The following is a 16,796-nucleotide window of genomic DNA, read 5'->3' on the forward strand; positions in this document are numbered from 1 at the left end:
CATGTGGTCGATGTCGACGATCATGCCGCGGCTCATCATGCCCCGGACCGCGTGCTCGCCGAGGTCGGTCAGTCCTCGCGTGTTGCAGTGCGGGCCGTCCGGGTAGGTGGGCGCCGCAATGCCCAGTGGCAGAGCCATGTCGGCGATCTCGGCCGGGGCGATCGACTCGAGTGTCTTGTCCGTCGCCGCACCCTGGCATGGCTCCACCTGCCAGAATTTCCCGGTGCCCAGGAAGTTCCCGACGTTGATTGCCATGCCGGTGGTGCCGGGGTCGAATCGCGTTCCGCCGAGCGCGTTGTCGAACTTGTGGGTGAGGATGAGCTGCCGCACGCCCATGGCGTAGACCTCGTCGAGGCCGCGGTCGATGTCCGCCGCCGTGCACTGGGGCACGTCGTCGCGCATCGTGCAGCCGAACAGTTCGGAGACCTCGATGCCGAGGGTGACGGCGAGCTTGCCCTCGGCCGCGACCTGACGGACCTGCTCGGGCGTGCTGACGATCCGGAACCAGCCGCGGCCGGGACCGCCGTACTGGGCGTCGATGTAGTCCTGCATCTCGCGCACCTGTGCGGCCTGGACTCGGACGGTGTCCATCTCGTTGCACGAGTTGCGTTTGGTCGGATACAGCTCGCACAGCACCCGGTTGGCGACGAACATGTCGGTGAAGATCCGCAGCCCGCCGCGCCAGGCCCGTTCGACCCACTTGTAGTAGGTCTGCTCGTGGGTCATCGAGTCGTTGGCCGGCCAGTCTGCGAAGGTGGGCCAGCCGGTGGTGTCGTGTTCCTCGAACGGCGAGCCGTGCGAGAGGACGTTCTCGAGCAGAGCGGGCATTCCGTCGCTGCCGTGGTCGGGGCAGTCACGCAGGGCCGCGGTGATGCCCTGCGGGTCGAAGGGCTTGCCGCAGTGCACGTTTCCGCCCATGAACTCGGACGCGTCGAGGTGGACGTGGTTGTCGATGAAGCCGCGCACCTCTCCGTTCGGCCCGGTGGCGGTCGACGGGGTGCCGGTGGCGTTGACCTCGGAGTCGGGGAAGTCGGCGCAGCCGCCGGTCGGGCTCACGGTGAACCGGCCGCCGGCGGGGTTCGCGCCGGGGTCGGTCAGCGTCAACGCGCCGTCCGCGACGCCCAGTTGGCTGCCGTTCGCGGTGGCGGTGATGCTGTAGGTGCCGTCGGTGTGGGTCACCGTCCAGTCCGTGGTCGCCACGGCGTCACGTGTCGAGACGACCGCGCGGGTGTCGTTGTGGGCGAGCAGGTCGCCGCCGGGGCCGTAGAACATGAAGCGGCCGAGTTGGGCCGCGTGCAACCGGAACGGTTCGGCGCCAGACTCGGCGGCGACGTCGGCGCGATAGCCGTCGTCGGCGCGGCGTACGAAGTTCCCCGTCTGCTCGGACCTGAGCGCGTAGCAACCGTTGGCGAGGCCGTAGACGGGGTTGCCGGCGAGGGCCTCCGGCGGATCGGCCGGCTGGGCGACGGCGACGCCCACCGAGGAGGTGGCGAGGGCGAGGGAAACTGCCAGTGCCTGTACGAGGCGTCGGCGAGTACGCCGAAGGGTGGTCATGCTGTCGTTTCCCGTCCATTCAGTTAGCTGATTGCGTCGGGAAGTTTAGCCGGGGTGGACGGATGTCCAGTAGGTATTGGCCAGGTATCACCCAGGCATCACCTAGGTGCCATGTCGACGCGGGCTCGAGTCGGTGGCGGCGCCGCTCAGAACAGGCTCTTGGGACGCACCGCGTTCGCCATGTCCACCAGGGCGAACCGGTGGGTGGCCTCGGATGCGTTGCGGGCCAGCGCCCGCAGGCCGGCCTCGGTGCCGGCGCGCAGCCCCTTCTCGGTGAACGGCACCCCGAGAATCGGTTCGAACTCGGGGTCGGCGGTGTGCCCGAGCAGCACCCAGTCCAGTGCGGTGCCGAGCACCAGGGTGCGCATCTGGAGCGCCCGGCCCTCGTCCGACGGCAGCAGGTCGACTCGCCGAGCGGCGTCTCGCAGTGCGCCCTCGTCCATCTCGCCGATCGGTACGCCGGACAGGCGGGTCAGCACCGCGGTCATCCGCGCGACGCTGAAATGTCGCGAGCTGGGTGGGACCTGGTCCAGCGCGGCGATCGCGCCCGCGGTGTCGCCGCGGTCCGCGAGCTGACGGGCCAGGCCGAAGGCGGCGCTCACGGCCCCGCGGTCGGTGCGCCAGACGGTTCGGTAGTAGTTCTCCGCGAAGGCGCGCCACCGCGGAGGGTCCTCGCTCTCCCAGTGCTCGAGGATCAGCTCGGCCGTGGCCGCCAGCGCCAGCTTCGGTGCGGCCTCGCCGGGCAGCGCCTGCAGGGTGGCATCGAACTGGCTCATCGCCGTCTCGAAGTCACCCTCGACCAGTGCCGCCATCCCTCGGTACCAGTCCACCCGCCAGTGCTCCCCGCGTTCGCCGAGCCCGTCGAGCACCTGCCAGGCCGCGGCGCCGTCCCCCAGGTCGATGTACGCCTTGGCCTCGACCAGGCTGAGCTGCCGGGTGACCGCCGCCGCCGTCGGGCCCGCGACGCGTTCGATGCCGTTCTCCCTCGCCAGGCGCAGCGAGTCCAGCGTCTGGCGGGGTTCGGTGTGGATCGCGGCGGCGAGCAGGGCCGCGCTGGGGTCGGTCCGGTCGATCAGCGGGACGGCCAGTGCCGCGGTGACCTCGAGCGGGTCGAGGGCGACGCTCTGGCGGTGGCCGTGGACGTAGACGTCGGTGGTCTGCACCGCCTCGTCGGTGCCGAAGGTGGTCCGCGCGGGGCTGAACAGTTCGGACAGTCCCGGGTGTTCCTCGCCCGTCTGCTGCGCGAGGATCTCGCGGAGCACCCCGAGCAGCTGCCGGGCCATCTCCTCAGCGGACTGGAACCGTCGGCTGGGGTCGGTGTTGGTGGCGCGGAGCAACAAGCGATGGAAGAACTCGTACTCGGCCAGCAGCGGCGCCTGCTCGGGGGTGGGCAGCCCGTCGACGTAATGTCCCTTGTCCGAGGGCATCTGGAGGGTGAGGACGGCCAGTGTGCGGCCGACGGTGTAGATGTCGGAGGCGACGGTCGGTCCGGTCCGGACTATCTCCGGCGCCTGGTAGCCGGGTGTGCCGTACAGGTAGCCGTAGCCCTCGATGCCGGAGACCGCGCCGAGGTCGATCAGCTTGAGCTGGTCGTCGGTGACCATGACGTTCTCCGGTTTGAGGTCGTTGTAGGCCAGTCCGATCGAGTGCAGGTAGGCCATCGCGGGCAGGATCTCGAGCATGTACGCAATGGCCTGTTCGACCGGCATCCGTGCCGGCCGGGGGTGAGTGCTCAGCACCTCGCGCAGCGAGTTGCCGCCGACGTACTCCATCACGATGTAGCCCATCGGGCTGCCATCCGGCCGTGGATGCTCGACGAAGTTGAAGATCTTCACGATGCCGGGATGCTCGACCTCGGCAAGGAACTGGCGCTCGGCCAGCGCCACGGCCTGTGCCTCCGAGTCGCCGAAGTGCAACAGGCCCTTGAGCACCACCCAGCGGTCGCTCACGTTGCGGTCGACGGCGAGGTAGATCCAGCCGAGCCCGCCGTGGGCGATGCAGCCCTGCACCTCGTACTGGCCTGCCACCAGGTCGCCCGTCGCGAGCAGGGGGGTGAAGTCGAAGACCGTGCCGCAGGAGGCGCAGATGCCGGCCGCCGGTGCGGGTTCGGACCTACCCGCGGCGCTGCGGCCGACCGGGTTCGAACACTTCCAGCAGAATCTCTTGCTCTCGGCGACAACGGGATTGGCCATCACCACGGCGGCGGGATCGGGCGCCGCTACAGGGGGCACCTCGACCAGGCCGCCGCCGAGCCGGCGTCGGACCGAGGTCCGGGAACGCTGTGAACGAGACCGGCGGCCGGTGGGGGCGGACGGCCGGCCGGCCGGCGCCGAGGTCTCCGAGGTCTCCGCGGGGCCGGATGCGCGGGTGGTGGAGGCGGGCGGGAGCGCCGAGGCCGTGGCGGCGTCGGCGGGTACGGACGGCGCGGTGGCGGTGGGTTCAGAGGGCGCCGTGTCGGGCGGCTGGTACGACGCCGTCACGGCGTCGGCAGGGGTCGGGCTCTGGCCCGAGTCATCCTGTGTTCCAGGCATTCTCGCGCTCAGTCCTGGTAGTGGGGGACGGGTGGGCCGGGCGAGGGGCCGAGGACGCCGAGCCACCGGTCGTAGATCCGTGACCAGGTCCCGTCCTGCCGCATCCGCTCCAGGCTGGCGTTGACCAGACGGACCAGGTCCGGGTCGTACTTGTTGATCCCGATGCCGTACGGCTCCGGGCTCAGGCTGTCGCCGACGATCTGCAGGTACGGGTCCTGCGAGGCGAGCCCGGCGAGGAGGGAGTCGTCGCTGCTGACCGCGTCCACCTGGCCCTGCTGCAGGACCACCAGGCAGTCCGACCAGTTCGGCACGGTGAGCACGATCGCGTCCGGCGCGGCCCGCTGCAGATGTGTCAGCGACGTGCTGCCGGTGACGGTACACACCCGGCGGCCGGCGAGGTCGGCGACGCCGCGGATACCGGACCCCTGCGCGACCAGAATGCGTTGCTGCGCCTCGAAGTAGACGGTGGAGAAGTCGACCTGCTCGCGGCGTTCGCAGTTGACGGTCACCGTATTGACCACCACGTCCACCAGACGGTCCTGCAGCGCAGGGATCCGGTTCGCGGAGGACAGGATCCGGAACTCCGCCAGGTTCGGGTCGCCGAGCAGGTCCCGCGCCACCTCCCTCGCGATGTCCGCGTCGAATCCCTCGATCGACCCGGTGATCGGGTCCCGGAAGCTGAAGAGGTTGCTCCCGGTGTCCAGACCGACCACGAGTCGGCCACGCGCCCGGATCCGGTCCAGTACCGGGCTCTCGGGTGCGCCGTCGGGGAACGGGCGCAGGCTCGCGGTGGGGTTCGAGCACTGTTCGGGGGCGGGCTCGCCGGTGGGGCTGGGCGCCACCGCCGCGCCCTCGGGCAGTGGAGCGTTGGTGCCCTCCGGGTTGGCGGCGACGGGCGCGGTGGCCGAGGGTTGGGTGGCCGCGGGTTGGGTGGAACCGGTGGCCGTGGAGACGTCGTCGGGGCCGCCGCACCCGGACAGGACGCCCGCCAGGGCCGCGGCGACGACCGCGGCGGCCAGTATCCGCCGTCCTCGCCTGCCGTTCCCTGTCACTGGTACTCCCGCCATCGGGGCCACAGACCCAGCCCGATCCCGACCACCGTCAATGCCGACAATACGAGGGCGCCGGGCGTGAGGCCGGCGAGGGTGGAGTGGGCCCGCACCAGGTTGCCGCGCAGCTCCGCCCTGGCCTCCTCGATGGCCGCGTCGAGCTCCTTGTCGGCGATGAAGAAGAAGGCCGCCGAGTCGAGCTGGCCGGGGCCCACCGCGATGTCGGCCGCCCCGGTCCAGTCCCCGGCGGCGAGCAGCCCGTCGAGTCGCTCGTGTGCCTGGGCCCAGGCCGTCCGTGCCGCCGCGGCGGCCGCGATCTCGTCCTCGCCGACCTGCATCCCGCTGTGGTCGTACTCGTCGAGCAACGCCTGCAGGCGGTCGAGATGCTCGACGAACTGCGAGTGGTAGCGGGCACTGACGTCGCGTCGAACCAGGGCTAGGGTCTCGTCGGCGCGGGCCTGCTGGGTCAGGATTCGGGCGGTGGTCAGGGTGGACAGCGGCCGTGCACCCTGGTCGAGCGCGTTGCCGGTGGCGGTCGAGGAGATCAGCCCGGCGATCAGCAGCCAGCCGAGCAGCGCGGTGACGGCGGCTGCTGCCAGGATGAGTCCGGGGTTCAGGGTCCGGCGGGTCCACCGCGCGAGCAGGACCATCGCCGCCACCAGCGCGGCCAGCGACGCGAGCAGCAGGCCGATGGACAGCCACGGCGGGGTGGCGAACTCGGACTGGGCCTGCACGACGGTCGCGGCCTGCGCGGTGTGCAGCTGCTCGGCCAGCGGCAGCAGCGTGGTCTGCATGAGCGTCGACGCCTCGCGCAGGTACGCGGCGCCGACCGGGTACCCGATGCGGTTGTTGCTGCGGGCCGTCTCGACCAGACCGGTATACACCGGCAGGGACACGGACAGGTCGGTGAGCAGTCGGTGGGCGGTGTCGTCGGCAGTGGCGATGCCCGCGGACGCGTCGACCAGGTCCTGGCCGGCGTCGGTGACGGCGCGGGTGTAGCGGGCCCGCACGTCGGCGGGTTCGAGGCCGCCGGAGATGAACGCGGTGGTCGCGGCGGCATCCGCGATCGACAGCGAGCTGTAGAGGTCCTGCGAGGCATAGGCGAGCGGCTCGACCTGGGTCAGCAGCGCGTCGAGGGTGCGCGCCCGGTCCGAGACCTGGACGGCGGCGGCGCTGCCGGCGACCAGCGAGAGTACGGTGAGCGCCAACGCCACCAGGAGCAGCTTGCTGGGGGTGGTGCCCAGGTAGGCGCGGACGCGGCGAGATCGCCGCGGACGGGGCACGTCCGGCGACGGATGGTGCGTCGCGGCGGGCACTGGACGATCGTCGCCCAGCGGCTCCGTCGACGGCGCGACGCGATCAACCACCACGCACCCTTTCTATCTGGCCCGAGTGCCTGATACAGGGCAGCATATAAGCAGTAAACGCGCTGAGCGGTCGGTGACTCGCCTATGTTTTGTGGCCAACGAGTTTCGGACGGGGCACGAGGTGTGACGGCGGTCTGACGACGCGGTCTGATGTGGAGCGGGTGAACGAAGTCGATGCGTGGTGACGGAGACGGCTGGGCGAAGAGCGACGACGGCAGCCGCCAGTGGGGCCGGTTCGGTGCGGCGGGGCTGCTGTTGCGCGCGCCCGCTCCGGGCGGCGGGTCCGCGGTGTTGCTGCAGCACCGCGCGCAGTGGAGTCACCAGGGTGGAACCTGGGCGCTGCCCGGTGGTGCCCGCGACAGCCACGAGAGCACCACCCGGGCCGCGGTCCGCGAGGCCGAGGAGGAAGCCGGGATCGCCGGCAGCACGCTGCGGGTGCGCGCCGAGCGGGTCACCGCGCAGGCGGGTAGCGGCTGGACCTACACGACCGTGATCGCCGACGCGGAGACCACGCTGCCGACGGTGCCGAACGGCGAGAGCACCGAACTGCGGTGGGTGCCCGAGGAGGACGTCGAGGACCTGCCGCTGCACCCGGGCTTCGAGGCCAGCTGGCCGTCGTTGCGGGCGGTGCCGGTGCGGCTGCTGCTCGACACCGCCAACGTGCTGGGCTCGCGCCCGAACGGGTGGTGGCGCGACCGGGTCGGGGCCACCGGCGAACTGCTCGCCGAGCTGGCGCGGACGCTGCCACGGACCTTCGAACTGCCCGACGGCGGATTCGGCTGGTTGCCGCGGATCGAGGCGGTCCTCGAGGGTCAGGCGCGGGTGGTGGCGGAGGTCGGAGACCGGGTTCCGGTGCATGTCGCGACGGGCAGCGGCGACGACACCCTGGCGTCGCTGGCCGGGGCCGAGCCCTTCGCCGACCAGGCCGTCGAGCGGGTTCGGAACCTGCTGGCCGGGGACGAACAGCAGTTGACCGCGGTGGTCACCGCCGACCGCGGGCTGCGCGACCGGCTGCCCGAGACGGTGGTCCGGCTCTCGCCCTCGACCGTGCTCGGCTGGCTGGACTGACCGCACCGCGTTGGTCCCCGATGTCACATTGGTTCCCCGTCGGACACCCGATGTGACATTGGGGACCGGTGGGGGAAGGGTCAGCCGGCGTTGCGGGCCAACGCGTCGGACAGCGACCGGGCGGCCGCCTGCGGGTCCGCGGCCTCGGTGATCGCGCGGACCACCACGATGCGGTCGGCGCCGGCGTCGAGCACCTGGGGGAGCCGCTCCTCGTCGACCCCGCCGATGGCGAACCAGGGCCGGGTGGGGTGCGAGTCGGCGGTGCTGCGCACCAGGTCCAGGCCCGACGCGGCACGTCCCGGCTTGGTCGGGGTGGCCCACACCGGCCCGGTGCAGAAGTAGTCGACGCCGTCCTCGATGGCGGCGAGCTGGGCCTGCGCCCGATTGCCGGTGGAGCGCCCGATCACCACCCGCTGGCCGAGGATCTGCCGGGCGTAGTGCACGGGCAGGTCGCCCTGGCCGAGGTGCAGGACGTCCGCCCCCGCGGCCAACGCCAGGTCGGCGCGGTCGTTCACCGCGAGCAGGGCGCCGTGCCTACGGGCGGCTGCGGCCAGCTCGGCCAGCGCGCCCAACTCCTCGCGGGTCTCCATCGGGCCGAACTTCTGTTCGCCGGCCGAGCCCTTGTCCCGCAGCTGGATGATGTCGACGCCGCCGGACAGGGCCGCCTCGGCGAAGTGTGCCAGGTCACCGCGCTCTCGGCGGGCATCCGTGCACAGGTACAGCCGGGCGCTGGCCAGGCGTTCGCGGGGGGTCAGATGGTTACCGGAATGCGAGGGGGACACGTGCTCAACGGTAGTCTGATGGCGAACTAAGTGACACGGGAGTCCCGGCGAACGCGGGGCTGAGAGGGGGCTCGCGAGCCTTGACCGTCATACCTGACCCGGATCATGCCGGCGCAGGGAGTGAGGTGGAGTGGTGAGCAGAACTCTCGCGGTGGTCGGCGGCGGCGCGATCGGACTCGCGGTCGCCTGGCGGTCCGCGCAGGCGGGCTGGAAGGTCACGGTCTACGACCCGGCGGTCGGCTCGGGGGCGTCGTGGGTGGCCGGCGGCATGCTGGCCCCGCTGTCCGAGGGGTGGCCCGGCGAGGACGCGCTGCTGCAGGTGGGCGCGGCGTCGCTACAGCGGTGGCCGGACTTCGGCGGTGAGCTCGCGGCCCTCCTCGACGAGCCGTTGTTCACCTCGCACAGCTCGCTGACGGTCGCGCTGGACGCGGCCGACGCCGCGGACCTGCGCACCGTCGCCGAGTGGATCGAGACCCAGGGTTACCGGCTCGAGCTGCTGTCCCGGGCGCAGATCCGGGCGGCCGAGCCGTCACTGGCCCCCAACATCCGGCTGGCGCTGCTGGCCTCGACGGAGTCCGCGGTGGACAACCGGGCGCTGGTGCGCGCGCTGCGGCTGGCGTGCGAGGCCGCCGGGGTCGCGTTCGTGGCCGAGTCGGTGGTTGACCCGGAGTCGCTGCCCGCCGACCAGGTGGTGGTGGCGGCCGGCACCGGGGCGGCCGCGCTGTGGCCGGGTCTGCCGGTGCGCCCGGTCAAGGGCGAGATCCTGCGGCTGCACCATCGCCCCGGGGTGGCCCCCGCGCCCACCCAGACCATCCGCGGCAGCGTGCACGGCCGGCCCGTGTACCTGGTGCCGCGCGGCGACGGCATCGTGGTCGGCGCGACCCAGCACGAGTCCGGACTCGACACCCAGGTCACCGTCGGCGGGGTGCGGGACCTGATCGCGGACGCCCAGATCCTGATGCCGAGCATCGGCGAGTACGAGCTCTACGAGACCGCGGCGGGCCTGCGGCCGATGAGTCCGGACAACCTGCCGATCATCGGCCGGGTGTCGGACCGGGTGGTGCTCGCGGCCGGGCACGGCCGCAACGGCATCCTGCTCACCCCGCTGACCGCGGACGCGGTGGTCGCCGAGCTGTCCGGCGCGCCGCTGCCCGAGGCCAAGAACTGCGCGCCGGACCGCTTCGGTCCGACCGGCACCGCCCACTGACCGGCTCCTTCCACCGATCGACGAATGAGGAATTGATGACGAACACCCCGGTGAACATCGGTATCACCGTCAACGGCGAAGACCACCAGCTGTCCGAACCGCTGACGGTGGCGCAGCTGCTCGACCACCTCGGTCTGCCCGCCAAGGGCATCGCCGTCGCGGTGGACGGCGCGGTGCTGCCGCGCACCTCCTGGGACACCCCGGTCGGCAAGGGCTGGGAGATCGAGATCCTCACGGCGGTCCAGGGTGGCTGAGGCGACGGTGGCTGGGACCGGCACCCTCACCATCGGCGACCGCAGTTTCGGCTCGCGCCTGATCATGGGCACCGGCGGCGCCGCCAACCTCACCGTGCTCGAGGAGGCCCTGGTCGCCTCCGGCACCGAGCTGACCACGGTGGCGATGCGCCGGATCGACGCCACCGGCGGCACCGGCGTGCTGGACCTGTTGCGCCGGCTCGACATCGCGCCGCTGCCGAACACGGCGGGCTGTCGCGGCGCCGCCGAGGCGGTGCTCACCGCGCAGCTCGGTCGCGAGGCGCTCGAGACCGACTGGGTCAAGCTCGAGGTGATCGCCGACGAGCGCACCCTGCTGCCCGACGCCATCGAACTGGTCTCGGCGGCAGAACAACTCGTCGACGACGGCTTCACCGTGCTGCCGTACACCACCGACGACCCGGTGCTGGCCAAGAGGCTCGAGGACGTGGGCTGCGCGGCGGTGATGCCGCTGGGTTCGCCGATCGGAACGGGCCTGGGCATCTCCAACCCGCACAACATCGAGATGATCGTCGAGGCGGCCGGGGTTCCGGTGATCCTCGACGCCGGCATCGGGACCGCCAGCGACGCGACGCTGGCCATGGAACTCGGCTGCGACGCGGTGCTGCTCGCGACCGCGGTGACGCGGGCGAAGGACCCGGCGCTGATGGCGTCCGCGATGGCGTCGGCGGTGGTCGCCGGGTACCAGGCCCGCCGGGCCGGCCGGATCCCGAAGCGGTTCTGGGCCCAGGCGTCGTCACCGATGTAGGGGTGGACACGGGGAGGTCTCAGGGTGGGAGTCATCCCAGGGGATGACGCCGGAATGAGACCTGCGGGCGATGCGCTCGGCTCCGGCATCCGGCAGAGTTCCCCTCATGATTGAAGTGAGGGGTTTGACGAAGACGTTCGGGCCCACGAAGGCGGTCGACGACCTGACCTTCACCGTGAAGCCGGGGATCGTGACCGGATTTCTCGGGCCGAACGGTGCCGGCAAGTCGACGACGATGCGGATGATCCTGGGCCTGGACCGGCCCACGTCCGGCACGGCGCTGATCGACGGCCAGGCGTACCACGACCTGAAGCAGCCGCTGCGGACGGTCGGCGCGCTGCTGGACGCAAAGTGGGTGCACCCCAACAGGTCCGCGAAGGCGCACCTGCAGTGGATGGCGGCGTCCAACGGGATCCCGTCGTCGCGGGTGGACGAGGTGCTGCGGCTGGTGGGCCTGACCGAGGTGGCCGGCAAGAAGGCCGGCGGATTCTCGCTCGGCATGTCGCAGCGGCTCGGCCTGGCCGGCGCGCTGCTCGGCGACCCGAAGGTGCTGCTGTTCGACGAGCCGGTCAACGGCCTCGACCCCGAGGGCATCGTCTGGATCCGAAAGTTCATGCAGCGCTTGGCCGCGGAGGGACGCACCGTCCTCGTGTCGAGCCACCTGCTCTCCGAGATGGCGCTGACCGCAGAGCATCTCGTGGTGATCGGCCGTGGCCGGCTGATCTCGGACACGACGGTCAAGGAGTTCGTCGACCGGTCGTCCGAGTCGACGGTCCGGGTCCGCAGCCCCCAGTTGGACGCGCTGCGCAGCCTCCTCACCTCGCACGGCCTGACGGTGCGCGAGGACGGCCACGCGGCGAGTGCCGCGGCGGCGCTGGTGGTGCTCGACTCCACCACCGACGCGATCGGCCAGATCGCGGGTAGCAACGGGATCGTGCTGCACGAGTTGGCGTCCCAGCAGGGATCGCTCGAGGACGCGTTCATGAAACTGACCGGTGACGACGTGCAGTACCACGCCGCGGGCGTCGAAGAAGTGATGGGAGGGGCACTCTGATGGGTGTTCTGGCCGCAGAACGAATCAAGCTCACCTCGACCAAGTCGCCGTGGTGGTGCACGGTCGCCATCGTGGTGCTGGGCCTGGGCCTGGCCGCGGTGATCGGCCTCAGCGCCAAGGCGAGCCTGAATGCCTTCAACAACGAGAACGCGAGCGGCGACAGGCCGGACTTCGAGCCGTTCCTGCCCCAGCTCTCGGACGCCGTCGGAGGCGTGTCGGGCTTCGGCGTCCTGGTGCTGATGATCATGGCAGCCCTCGCCGTCACCAGCGAGTACCGCTTCGGCCTGATCCGGACCACCTTCCAGGCCGTGCCGCGGCGGGACTCGGTGCTGGTCACCAAGGCGGGCCTGATCGGGGTCTTCGGTGCCGTACTGACCTTCGTGCTGACCTTCGGCGCCTACGCGATCGCCAAGGTCACCGCCGGTGAGGAGGCCGGGGCTGCCCTGAAGCTGACCGGTGACGAGGCGTGGCGGGCGATCTACGGCGTGCCGATCTACGCGCTGCTCTGCGTGTTCCTCGCGGTGGCGGTGGGCACCCTGGTGCGTCAGTCGGCGGGCGCGATCACCCTGCTGCTGCTGTGGCCGCTGCTGATCGAGAGCCTGTTCGGCCTGTTCGGCACCTTCGGCCGCAACGTGCAGCCGTTCCTGCCGTTCATGAACGCCAACCACTTCCTCGGCTCGGACCAGGGCGTGGACTGGCACTGGGGGCCCTGGGGCAGCCTGGTCTACTTCGCGGCCTTCGTGGCCGTCGTCTTCGGCGCCGCGCTGTTCCTGGTGAACCGCCGCGACGCCTGACCTGCCGTAGCGCTGGACACGCTGCGGTAACCGTGCGCGACCGTCGCCCCGACTGCGGGGGGTGACGGTCGCGCACTGTCGTCTGCGGAGCCCCGGCATTGTCTGTAACCCTCGGTTACACTTCGAAGGGTGAGCGAGGACCCTGCGCCCCAGCCGGTGGTCGACTGGTTTCGAACCATGAACCGCCGACCCGCGCTCGTCGACGCCGTCCGCCGGGCGCGCCGGGCGCTGCCCGGGGACCCCGCCTTCGGCGACCCGCTCTCGACCGCCGGACCCGGCGGCGTCCGCGCCATGGCCCGGGTCGCGGACCGGCTGCTCGAGGACGGTCCCGGCGCGTCGCGGGAGGTGAGCCTCGGCACCCTGCAGGTCTGGCAGGCCCTGCTCGAACGCACCGGCCGGGGACGCGGCACCCGCCAGGTCACCATCGTGTTCACCGATCTGGTCGGGTTCTCCAGTTGGTCACTCGGCGCGGGCGACGAGGCCACCCTGACGCTGCTGCGGCAGGTGGCCAGCGCGGTGGAACCGCCGTTCGTGGAGCGCGGGGGACATGTGGTCAAGCGGCTCGGCGACGGGCTGATGGCCGTGTTCGCCTACCCGGAGCGCGCGCTGGAGGCGGTGTTCGAGGCCCGCGACCGGCTCGCCGAGGTGGAGCAGGAGGGCTTTCGGCCGCGGATGCGGGTGGGCCTGCACACCGGGATGCCGAGACAGCTGGGCGACGACTGGCTGGGCGTGGACGTCAACGTCGCCGCCCGGGTCATGCAGGCCGGGGCGGACGGCAACGTCGTCGCGTCCGCGCACACCCTCGACGCGCTCGACCCGCAGACGCTCGAGACCCTCGGACTGCGGGCCAGGCCGTACCGGCGCGGGTTGTTCGCGCCGGCCCCGCGCGGCGTCCCCGACGACCTGCGGATGTTCACCCTGACCAGGTAGGCGGCTCCGCCGCCGGTGCGCCTTTCTGGTAGCGGTCGCCACCAGAAAGGCGCGTCAGTGCAGGCGCCAGAGCGGGGAGACCGGACCGTGGCCGGAACCGAGGTCGTACGACGCCGCCAGGCACCGGGTCACCCACTGCTTGCCGAACTCGACGGCCTCGGGCATCGGGTACCCGTTGGCCAGCGCGCACGCCACCGCGGCGGCGAGGGTGTCGCCGCCGCCGTGGTCGTTGCCGGTCTCGATCCGCGGGCTGGTGAACTCGTGGAAGGTGTCGCCGTCGAAGAGCAGGTCGGTGCTGTCCGGCGAGGTGCGCAGGTGCCCGCCCTTGACCAGCGCCCACTGCGCGCCGAGCCCGTGCAGGGCCTCCGCGGCCCGACGCGCCGACGCGTCGCCCACCACCTCGATGCCGGTGATCAGGCGGATCTCGTCGAGGTTCGGCGTCACCAGCGACGCGATCGGGATCAGGGTGTTCCGGACCGCGTCGAGTGCCTCGGCATGCAGCAGCGGGTCGCCGTGCATCGATGCGCACACCGGGTCCACCACCAGCGGCACGGCGTGGTCACGGCCGATCCCCACCTCGCCGCAGACCTGTGCCACCGCCTCGATGATCGCGGTGGACGCCAGCATCCCGGTCTTGGCGGCGCTCACCCCGATGTCGGTGACCACGCTGCGCACCTGGTCCGCCACGACCTGCGGCGGAATCTCGTGAAACCCGCTGACCCCCACGGAGTTCTGCACCGTCACCGCCGCGACCGCGACGCACGCGTGGACCCCGCACAGGGCCATGGTGCGGGAGTCGGCCTGGATTCCGGCACCGCCACCGGAATCGGTGCCGGCGATGGTGAGGACGCGGATCGGGGTCTCGCCGTCGGGGGTCAGGGGCAGCAGGTTCACGGCCAGAGCCTATCCATCCGCCGGTGCCGTGCGGCCGGTGGTGCCCGACGCCCCGGCCGCCGTCGCCGCCATCGGCAGGTACACCCGGCCGCCCGCCGCGGCGAACTCCGCGGACTTCTCGGTCATGCCGGCCTCGACGGCCGCCGCGTCGGTCAGCCCGTTGCGTTCCGCGTATTCGCGGACGTCGGCCGAGATCCGCATGGAGCAGAACTTGGGGCCGCACATCGAGCAGAAGTGCGCCGTCTTCGCGGGTTCGGCGGGCAGCGTCTCGTCGTGGTACTCGCGGGCCGTGTCCGGGTCCAGGGACAGCGCGAACTGGTCACGCCAGCGGAACTCGAAGCGCGCCTTGGACAGTGCGTCGTCGCGTTCCTGCGCCCGCGGATGCTGCTTGGCGAGGTCGGCGGCGTGCGCGGCGATCTTGTAGGTGATCACCCCGACCTTCACGTCGTCGCGGTTCGGCAGGCCGAGGTGCTCCTTCGGCGTGACGTAGCAGAGCATCGCGGTGCCGGCCTGGGCGATGATCGCGGCGCCGATCGCGGAGGTGATGTGGTCGTAGGCGGGCGCGATGTCGGTGGCCAGCGGTCCGAGGGTGTAGAACGGGGCCTCCTCGCACAGCTCCTCCTCGAGCCGGACGTTCTCGACGATCTTGTGCATCGGCACGTGCCCCGGGCCCTCGATCATCACCTGCACGCCATGGGATTTCGCGATCCTGGTGAGCTCGCCCAGGGTGCGCAGCTCGGCGAACTGGGCCTCGTCGTTGGCGTCCGCGATCGAACCGGGACGCAGTCCGTCGCCGAGCGAGAAGGTGACGTCGTACTCGCGCAGGATCGCACAGAGCTCCTCGAAGTGCGTGTACAGGAACGACTCCCGATGGTGCGCCAGGCACCACGCGGCCATGATCGAGCCGCCGCGCGAGACGATGCCGGTGACCCGCTTCGCGGTGAGCGGGACGTACCGCAGCAGCACCCCGGCATGCACGGTCATGTAGTCGACGCCCTGCTCACACTGCTCGATCACGGTGTCGCGGTACACCTCCCAGGTCAACGCGGCCGGATCTCCGCCCACCTTCTCGAGGGCCTGGTAGATCGGCACCGTGCCGACGGGCACCGGGGAGTTGCGCAGGATCCACTCCCGGGTCTGGTGGATGTCCTTGCCGGTGGACAGGTCCATGATGTTGTCCGCGCCCCAGCGCGTGGCCCACACCATCTTCTCCACCTCCTCGCCGATGGACGAGGTGACCGCGGAGTTGCCGATGTTCGCATTGATCTTCACCGCGAACCGCTTGCCGATGACCATCGGTTCGGACTCGGGGTGGTTGTGGTTCGCGGGGATTACCGCGCGCCCCGCGGCGACCTCCGCGCGCACCACCTCCGGGTCCACACCCTCACGTGCCGCACAGAAGTGCATCTCCGCGGTGACGATTCCGGCCCGGGCCCAGGCCAGCTGGGTACGCGCTGTGTTGGATCCCCCGCCGCTTCGCTCGCCCCCGATGTCGACGGCATCCGGCTTGCGCCACCCGTCGCGGGTCTTCGGGAGCCCCGCCTCGAGGTCGATCACCGCGTCGGCGTCGGTGTACGGGCCGGACGTGTCGTAGAGGTCCAGGTGTTCGCCGTTGGTGAGATGTACGCGGCGGACCGGAACCGACAGGGTGCCCACGCCGGGGGCGTCGACCTGGCGGTACTGCTTGCTGCTGCCCTCGATGGGGCCGGTGGTGACGGTGCTGGTCGCGACAGCGGTGTCCGTGACAGCGGTGTTCGTGACAGGGGTGATCCCCATGATGGTGCGCTCCCTACGCCGGCATTACCCGGTCAGGTTCATACGGTCGACGGCCCTGACGCTCGAAATGAGCTAGCCGTCCTCTCAGCCCGCTGGTGCGAGCCCCCGTGGGATGTGTAGTTGTCGAGCGCGACGATAGCGCCCGCCGGCCGAACCCACCACCCGGGCCGTGCCCGTCCGGGCCCCGCCGTCCCGCTAACTGGAACTTGTTACAGAAATCGGCACTGACGGCCGGGCCGTGCCATATAGTGGCGTACGTCACATTACGGTGACGCGCAGGGTGAAGGAGTATGTCGATGATTGCAGAGGCGCCGACCGCGGAAGTGTCGAACAATGCAGCTCAGAACCGTTTCGAGTTGTGGCTCAACGGCGATCTCGTCGGCATTCTCGGTTACTACGATTTGGACTCGAGGGCGCGCGGGGTGGGGCGTGGGGGACGGGGCGGTCCGCCGGTCGTCTCGTTCATGCACACCGTGATCGTCGAGGACTTCGGCCACCGCGGGCTGGCCGCGGTGATGGTGCGCAAGGCCCTCGACGCGGCCCGCGGCTACGGCTGGAAGGTCCGCCCGGTGTGCACGTACCTGCAGCGGTTCGTCGTGGACAACCCGCAGTACCGGGACATGCTCGTCCCCGTGTGAGGCGTCGGCCGGTCGGCATCCGGGTTCCGGTGGCCCAGGTGCCGATTTGGCTACGATTAGGCGAATAGTGGGCCACATCTTCCGGCTGGGCTTGGCTGAGCCGCAGAAGCTGATTACATGGTGGTGTGGATC

Annotated in this window: 15 protein-coding genes and 1 riboswitch; of the genes, 8 read left to right on the forward strand and 7 right to left on the reverse strand. The window is 71.1% G+C overall.

Features of this window, described 5'->3' with window-relative positions:
- The 4 genes from AC1DU4_RS12950 to AC1DU4_RS12965 form a co-directional block, all read right to left on the reverse strand.
- Positions 1-1,554: peptidase (locus AC1DU4_RS12950; protein ID WP_477840393.1), on the reverse strand; the 1,554-nt coding region annotated here is incomplete at its 3' end.
- 146 nt (positions 1,555-1,700) lie between these two features.
- On the reverse strand, positions 1,701-4,085 hold the full coding sequence (locus tag AC1DU4_RS12955) for a serine/threonine-protein kinase (protein ID WP_477840394.1): 2,385 nt from the start codon (positions 4,083-4,085) through the stop codon (positions 1,701-1,703).
- 8 nt (positions 4,086-4,093) lie between these two features.
- The gene (locus tag AC1DU4_RS12960) at positions 4,094-5,152 is read right to left on the reverse strand and encodes a glutamate ABC transporter substrate-binding protein (RefSeq protein ID WP_477840396.1); all 1,059 of its coding nucleotides are present in this window, start codon (positions 5,150-5,152) and stop codon (positions 4,094-4,096) included.
- On the reverse strand, positions 5,134-6,504 hold the full coding sequence (locus AC1DU4_RS12965; RefSeq protein ID WP_477840398.1) for a hypothetical protein: 1,371 nt from the start codon (positions 6,502-6,504) through the stop codon (positions 5,134-5,136). The genes AC1DU4_RS12960 and AC1DU4_RS12965 overlap by 19 nt, the downstream gene beginning before the upstream one ends.
- Positions 6,505-6,675: 171 nt before the next feature.
- Here AC1DU4_RS12965 and AC1DU4_RS12970 point away from each other — a divergent pair, with 171 nt between their 5' ends.
- The gene (locus AC1DU4_RS12970; protein WP_477840400.1) at positions 6,676-7,569 is read left to right on the forward strand and encodes an NUDIX hydrolase; all 894 of its coding nucleotides are present in this window, start codon (positions 6,676-6,678) and stop codon (positions 7,567-7,569) included.
- Between the two features lie 80 nt (positions 7,570-7,649).
- On the opposite strand, the gene thiE is transcribed toward AC1DU4_RS12970, so the two are convergent.
- Positions 7,650-8,351, reverse strand: a complete 702-nt coding sequence (gene thiE, locus AC1DU4_RS12975; RefSeq protein ID WP_477840402.1) for a thiamine phosphate synthase — start codon at positions 8,349-8,351, stop codon at positions 7,650-7,652.
- A 25-nt stretch (positions 8,352-8,376) separates the two neighbouring features.
- Positions 8,377-8,488: riboswitch (TPP riboswitch) on the forward strand.
- Here thiE and thiO point away from each other — a divergent pair.
- The 6 genes from thiO to AC1DU4_RS13005 all read left to right on the forward strand — a co-directional run bounded on the left by thiO (position 8,485) and on the right by AC1DU4_RS13005 (position 13,356).
- Positions 8,485-9,558 carry a glycine oxidase ThiO gene (thiO, locus tag AC1DU4_RS12980; RefSeq protein ID WP_477840404.1) on the forward strand — a complete coding sequence of 358 codons (1,074 nt, stop codon included), beginning with the start codon at positions 8,485-8,487 and terminating at the stop codon, positions 9,556-9,558. (Overlaps the previous riboswitch by 4 nt.)
- A gap of 35 nt (positions 9,559-9,593) precedes the next feature.
- Positions 9,594-9,812, forward strand: coding sequence for a sulfur carrier protein ThiS (gene thiS, locus AC1DU4_RS12985; protein ID WP_072846191.1), 219 nt, complete (start codon positions 9,594-9,596; stop codon positions 9,810-9,812).
- A complete protein-coding gene (thiG, locus tag AC1DU4_RS12990) occupies positions 9,805-10,578 on the forward strand; it encodes a thiazole synthase (RefSeq protein WP_072846192.1) in 774 nt (257 codons plus the stop codon). The genes thiS and thiG overlap by 8 nt, the downstream gene beginning before the upstream one ends.
- A 106-nt stretch (positions 10,579-10,684) precedes the next feature.
- A complete protein-coding gene (locus AC1DU4_RS12995) occupies positions 10,685-11,632 on the forward strand; it encodes an ABC transporter ATP-binding protein (protein WP_477840407.1) in 948 nt (315 codons plus the stop codon).
- Positions 11,632-12,426: an ABC transporter permease gene (locus tag AC1DU4_RS13000; protein WP_477840409.1), complete on the forward strand. Its 795-nt coding sequence runs from the start codon at positions 11,632-11,634 to the stop codon at positions 12,424-12,426. The genes AC1DU4_RS12995 and AC1DU4_RS13000 overlap by 1 nt, the downstream gene beginning before the upstream one ends.
- Positions 12,427-12,603: 177 nt before the next feature.
- The gene (locus AC1DU4_RS13005) at positions 12,604-13,356 is read left to right on the forward strand and encodes an adenylate/guanylate cyclase domain-containing protein (RefSeq protein WP_477840479.1); all 753 of its coding nucleotides are present in this window, start codon (positions 12,604-12,606) and stop codon (positions 13,354-13,356) included.
- Between the two features lie 54 nt (positions 13,357-13,410).
- Here the strand turns inward: AC1DU4_RS13005 and thiD are convergent, their stop codons facing one another.
- Positions 13,411-14,250 (reverse strand): bifunctional hydroxymethylpyrimidine kinase/phosphomethylpyrimidine kinase, encoded by an 840-nt coding sequence (gene thiD / locus AC1DU4_RS13010; protein WP_477840411.1) that lies wholly within the window; start codon positions 14,248-14,250, stop codon positions 13,411-13,413.
- Positions 14,251-14,259: 9 nt separating this feature from the next.
- Positions 14,260-16,026, reverse strand: a complete 1,767-nt coding sequence (gene thiC / locus AC1DU4_RS13015) for a phosphomethylpyrimidine synthase ThiC (RefSeq protein WP_477840413.1) — start codon at positions 16,024-16,026, stop codon at positions 14,260-14,262.
- Positions 16,027-16,322: 296 nt separating this feature from the next.
- On the opposite strand from thiC, the gene AC1DU4_RS13020 reads away from it, so the two are divergent.
- Positions 16,323-16,664 carry a GNAT family N-acetyltransferase gene (locus AC1DU4_RS13020; RefSeq protein WP_477840414.1) on the forward strand — a complete coding sequence of 114 codons (342 nt, stop codon included), beginning with the start codon at positions 16,323-16,325 and terminating at the stop codon, positions 16,662-16,664.
- Positions 16,665-16,796 lie beyond the last annotated feature (132 nt).

The sequence above is a fragment of the Rhodococcus sp. P4_F5 genome (assembly GCF_056401315.1).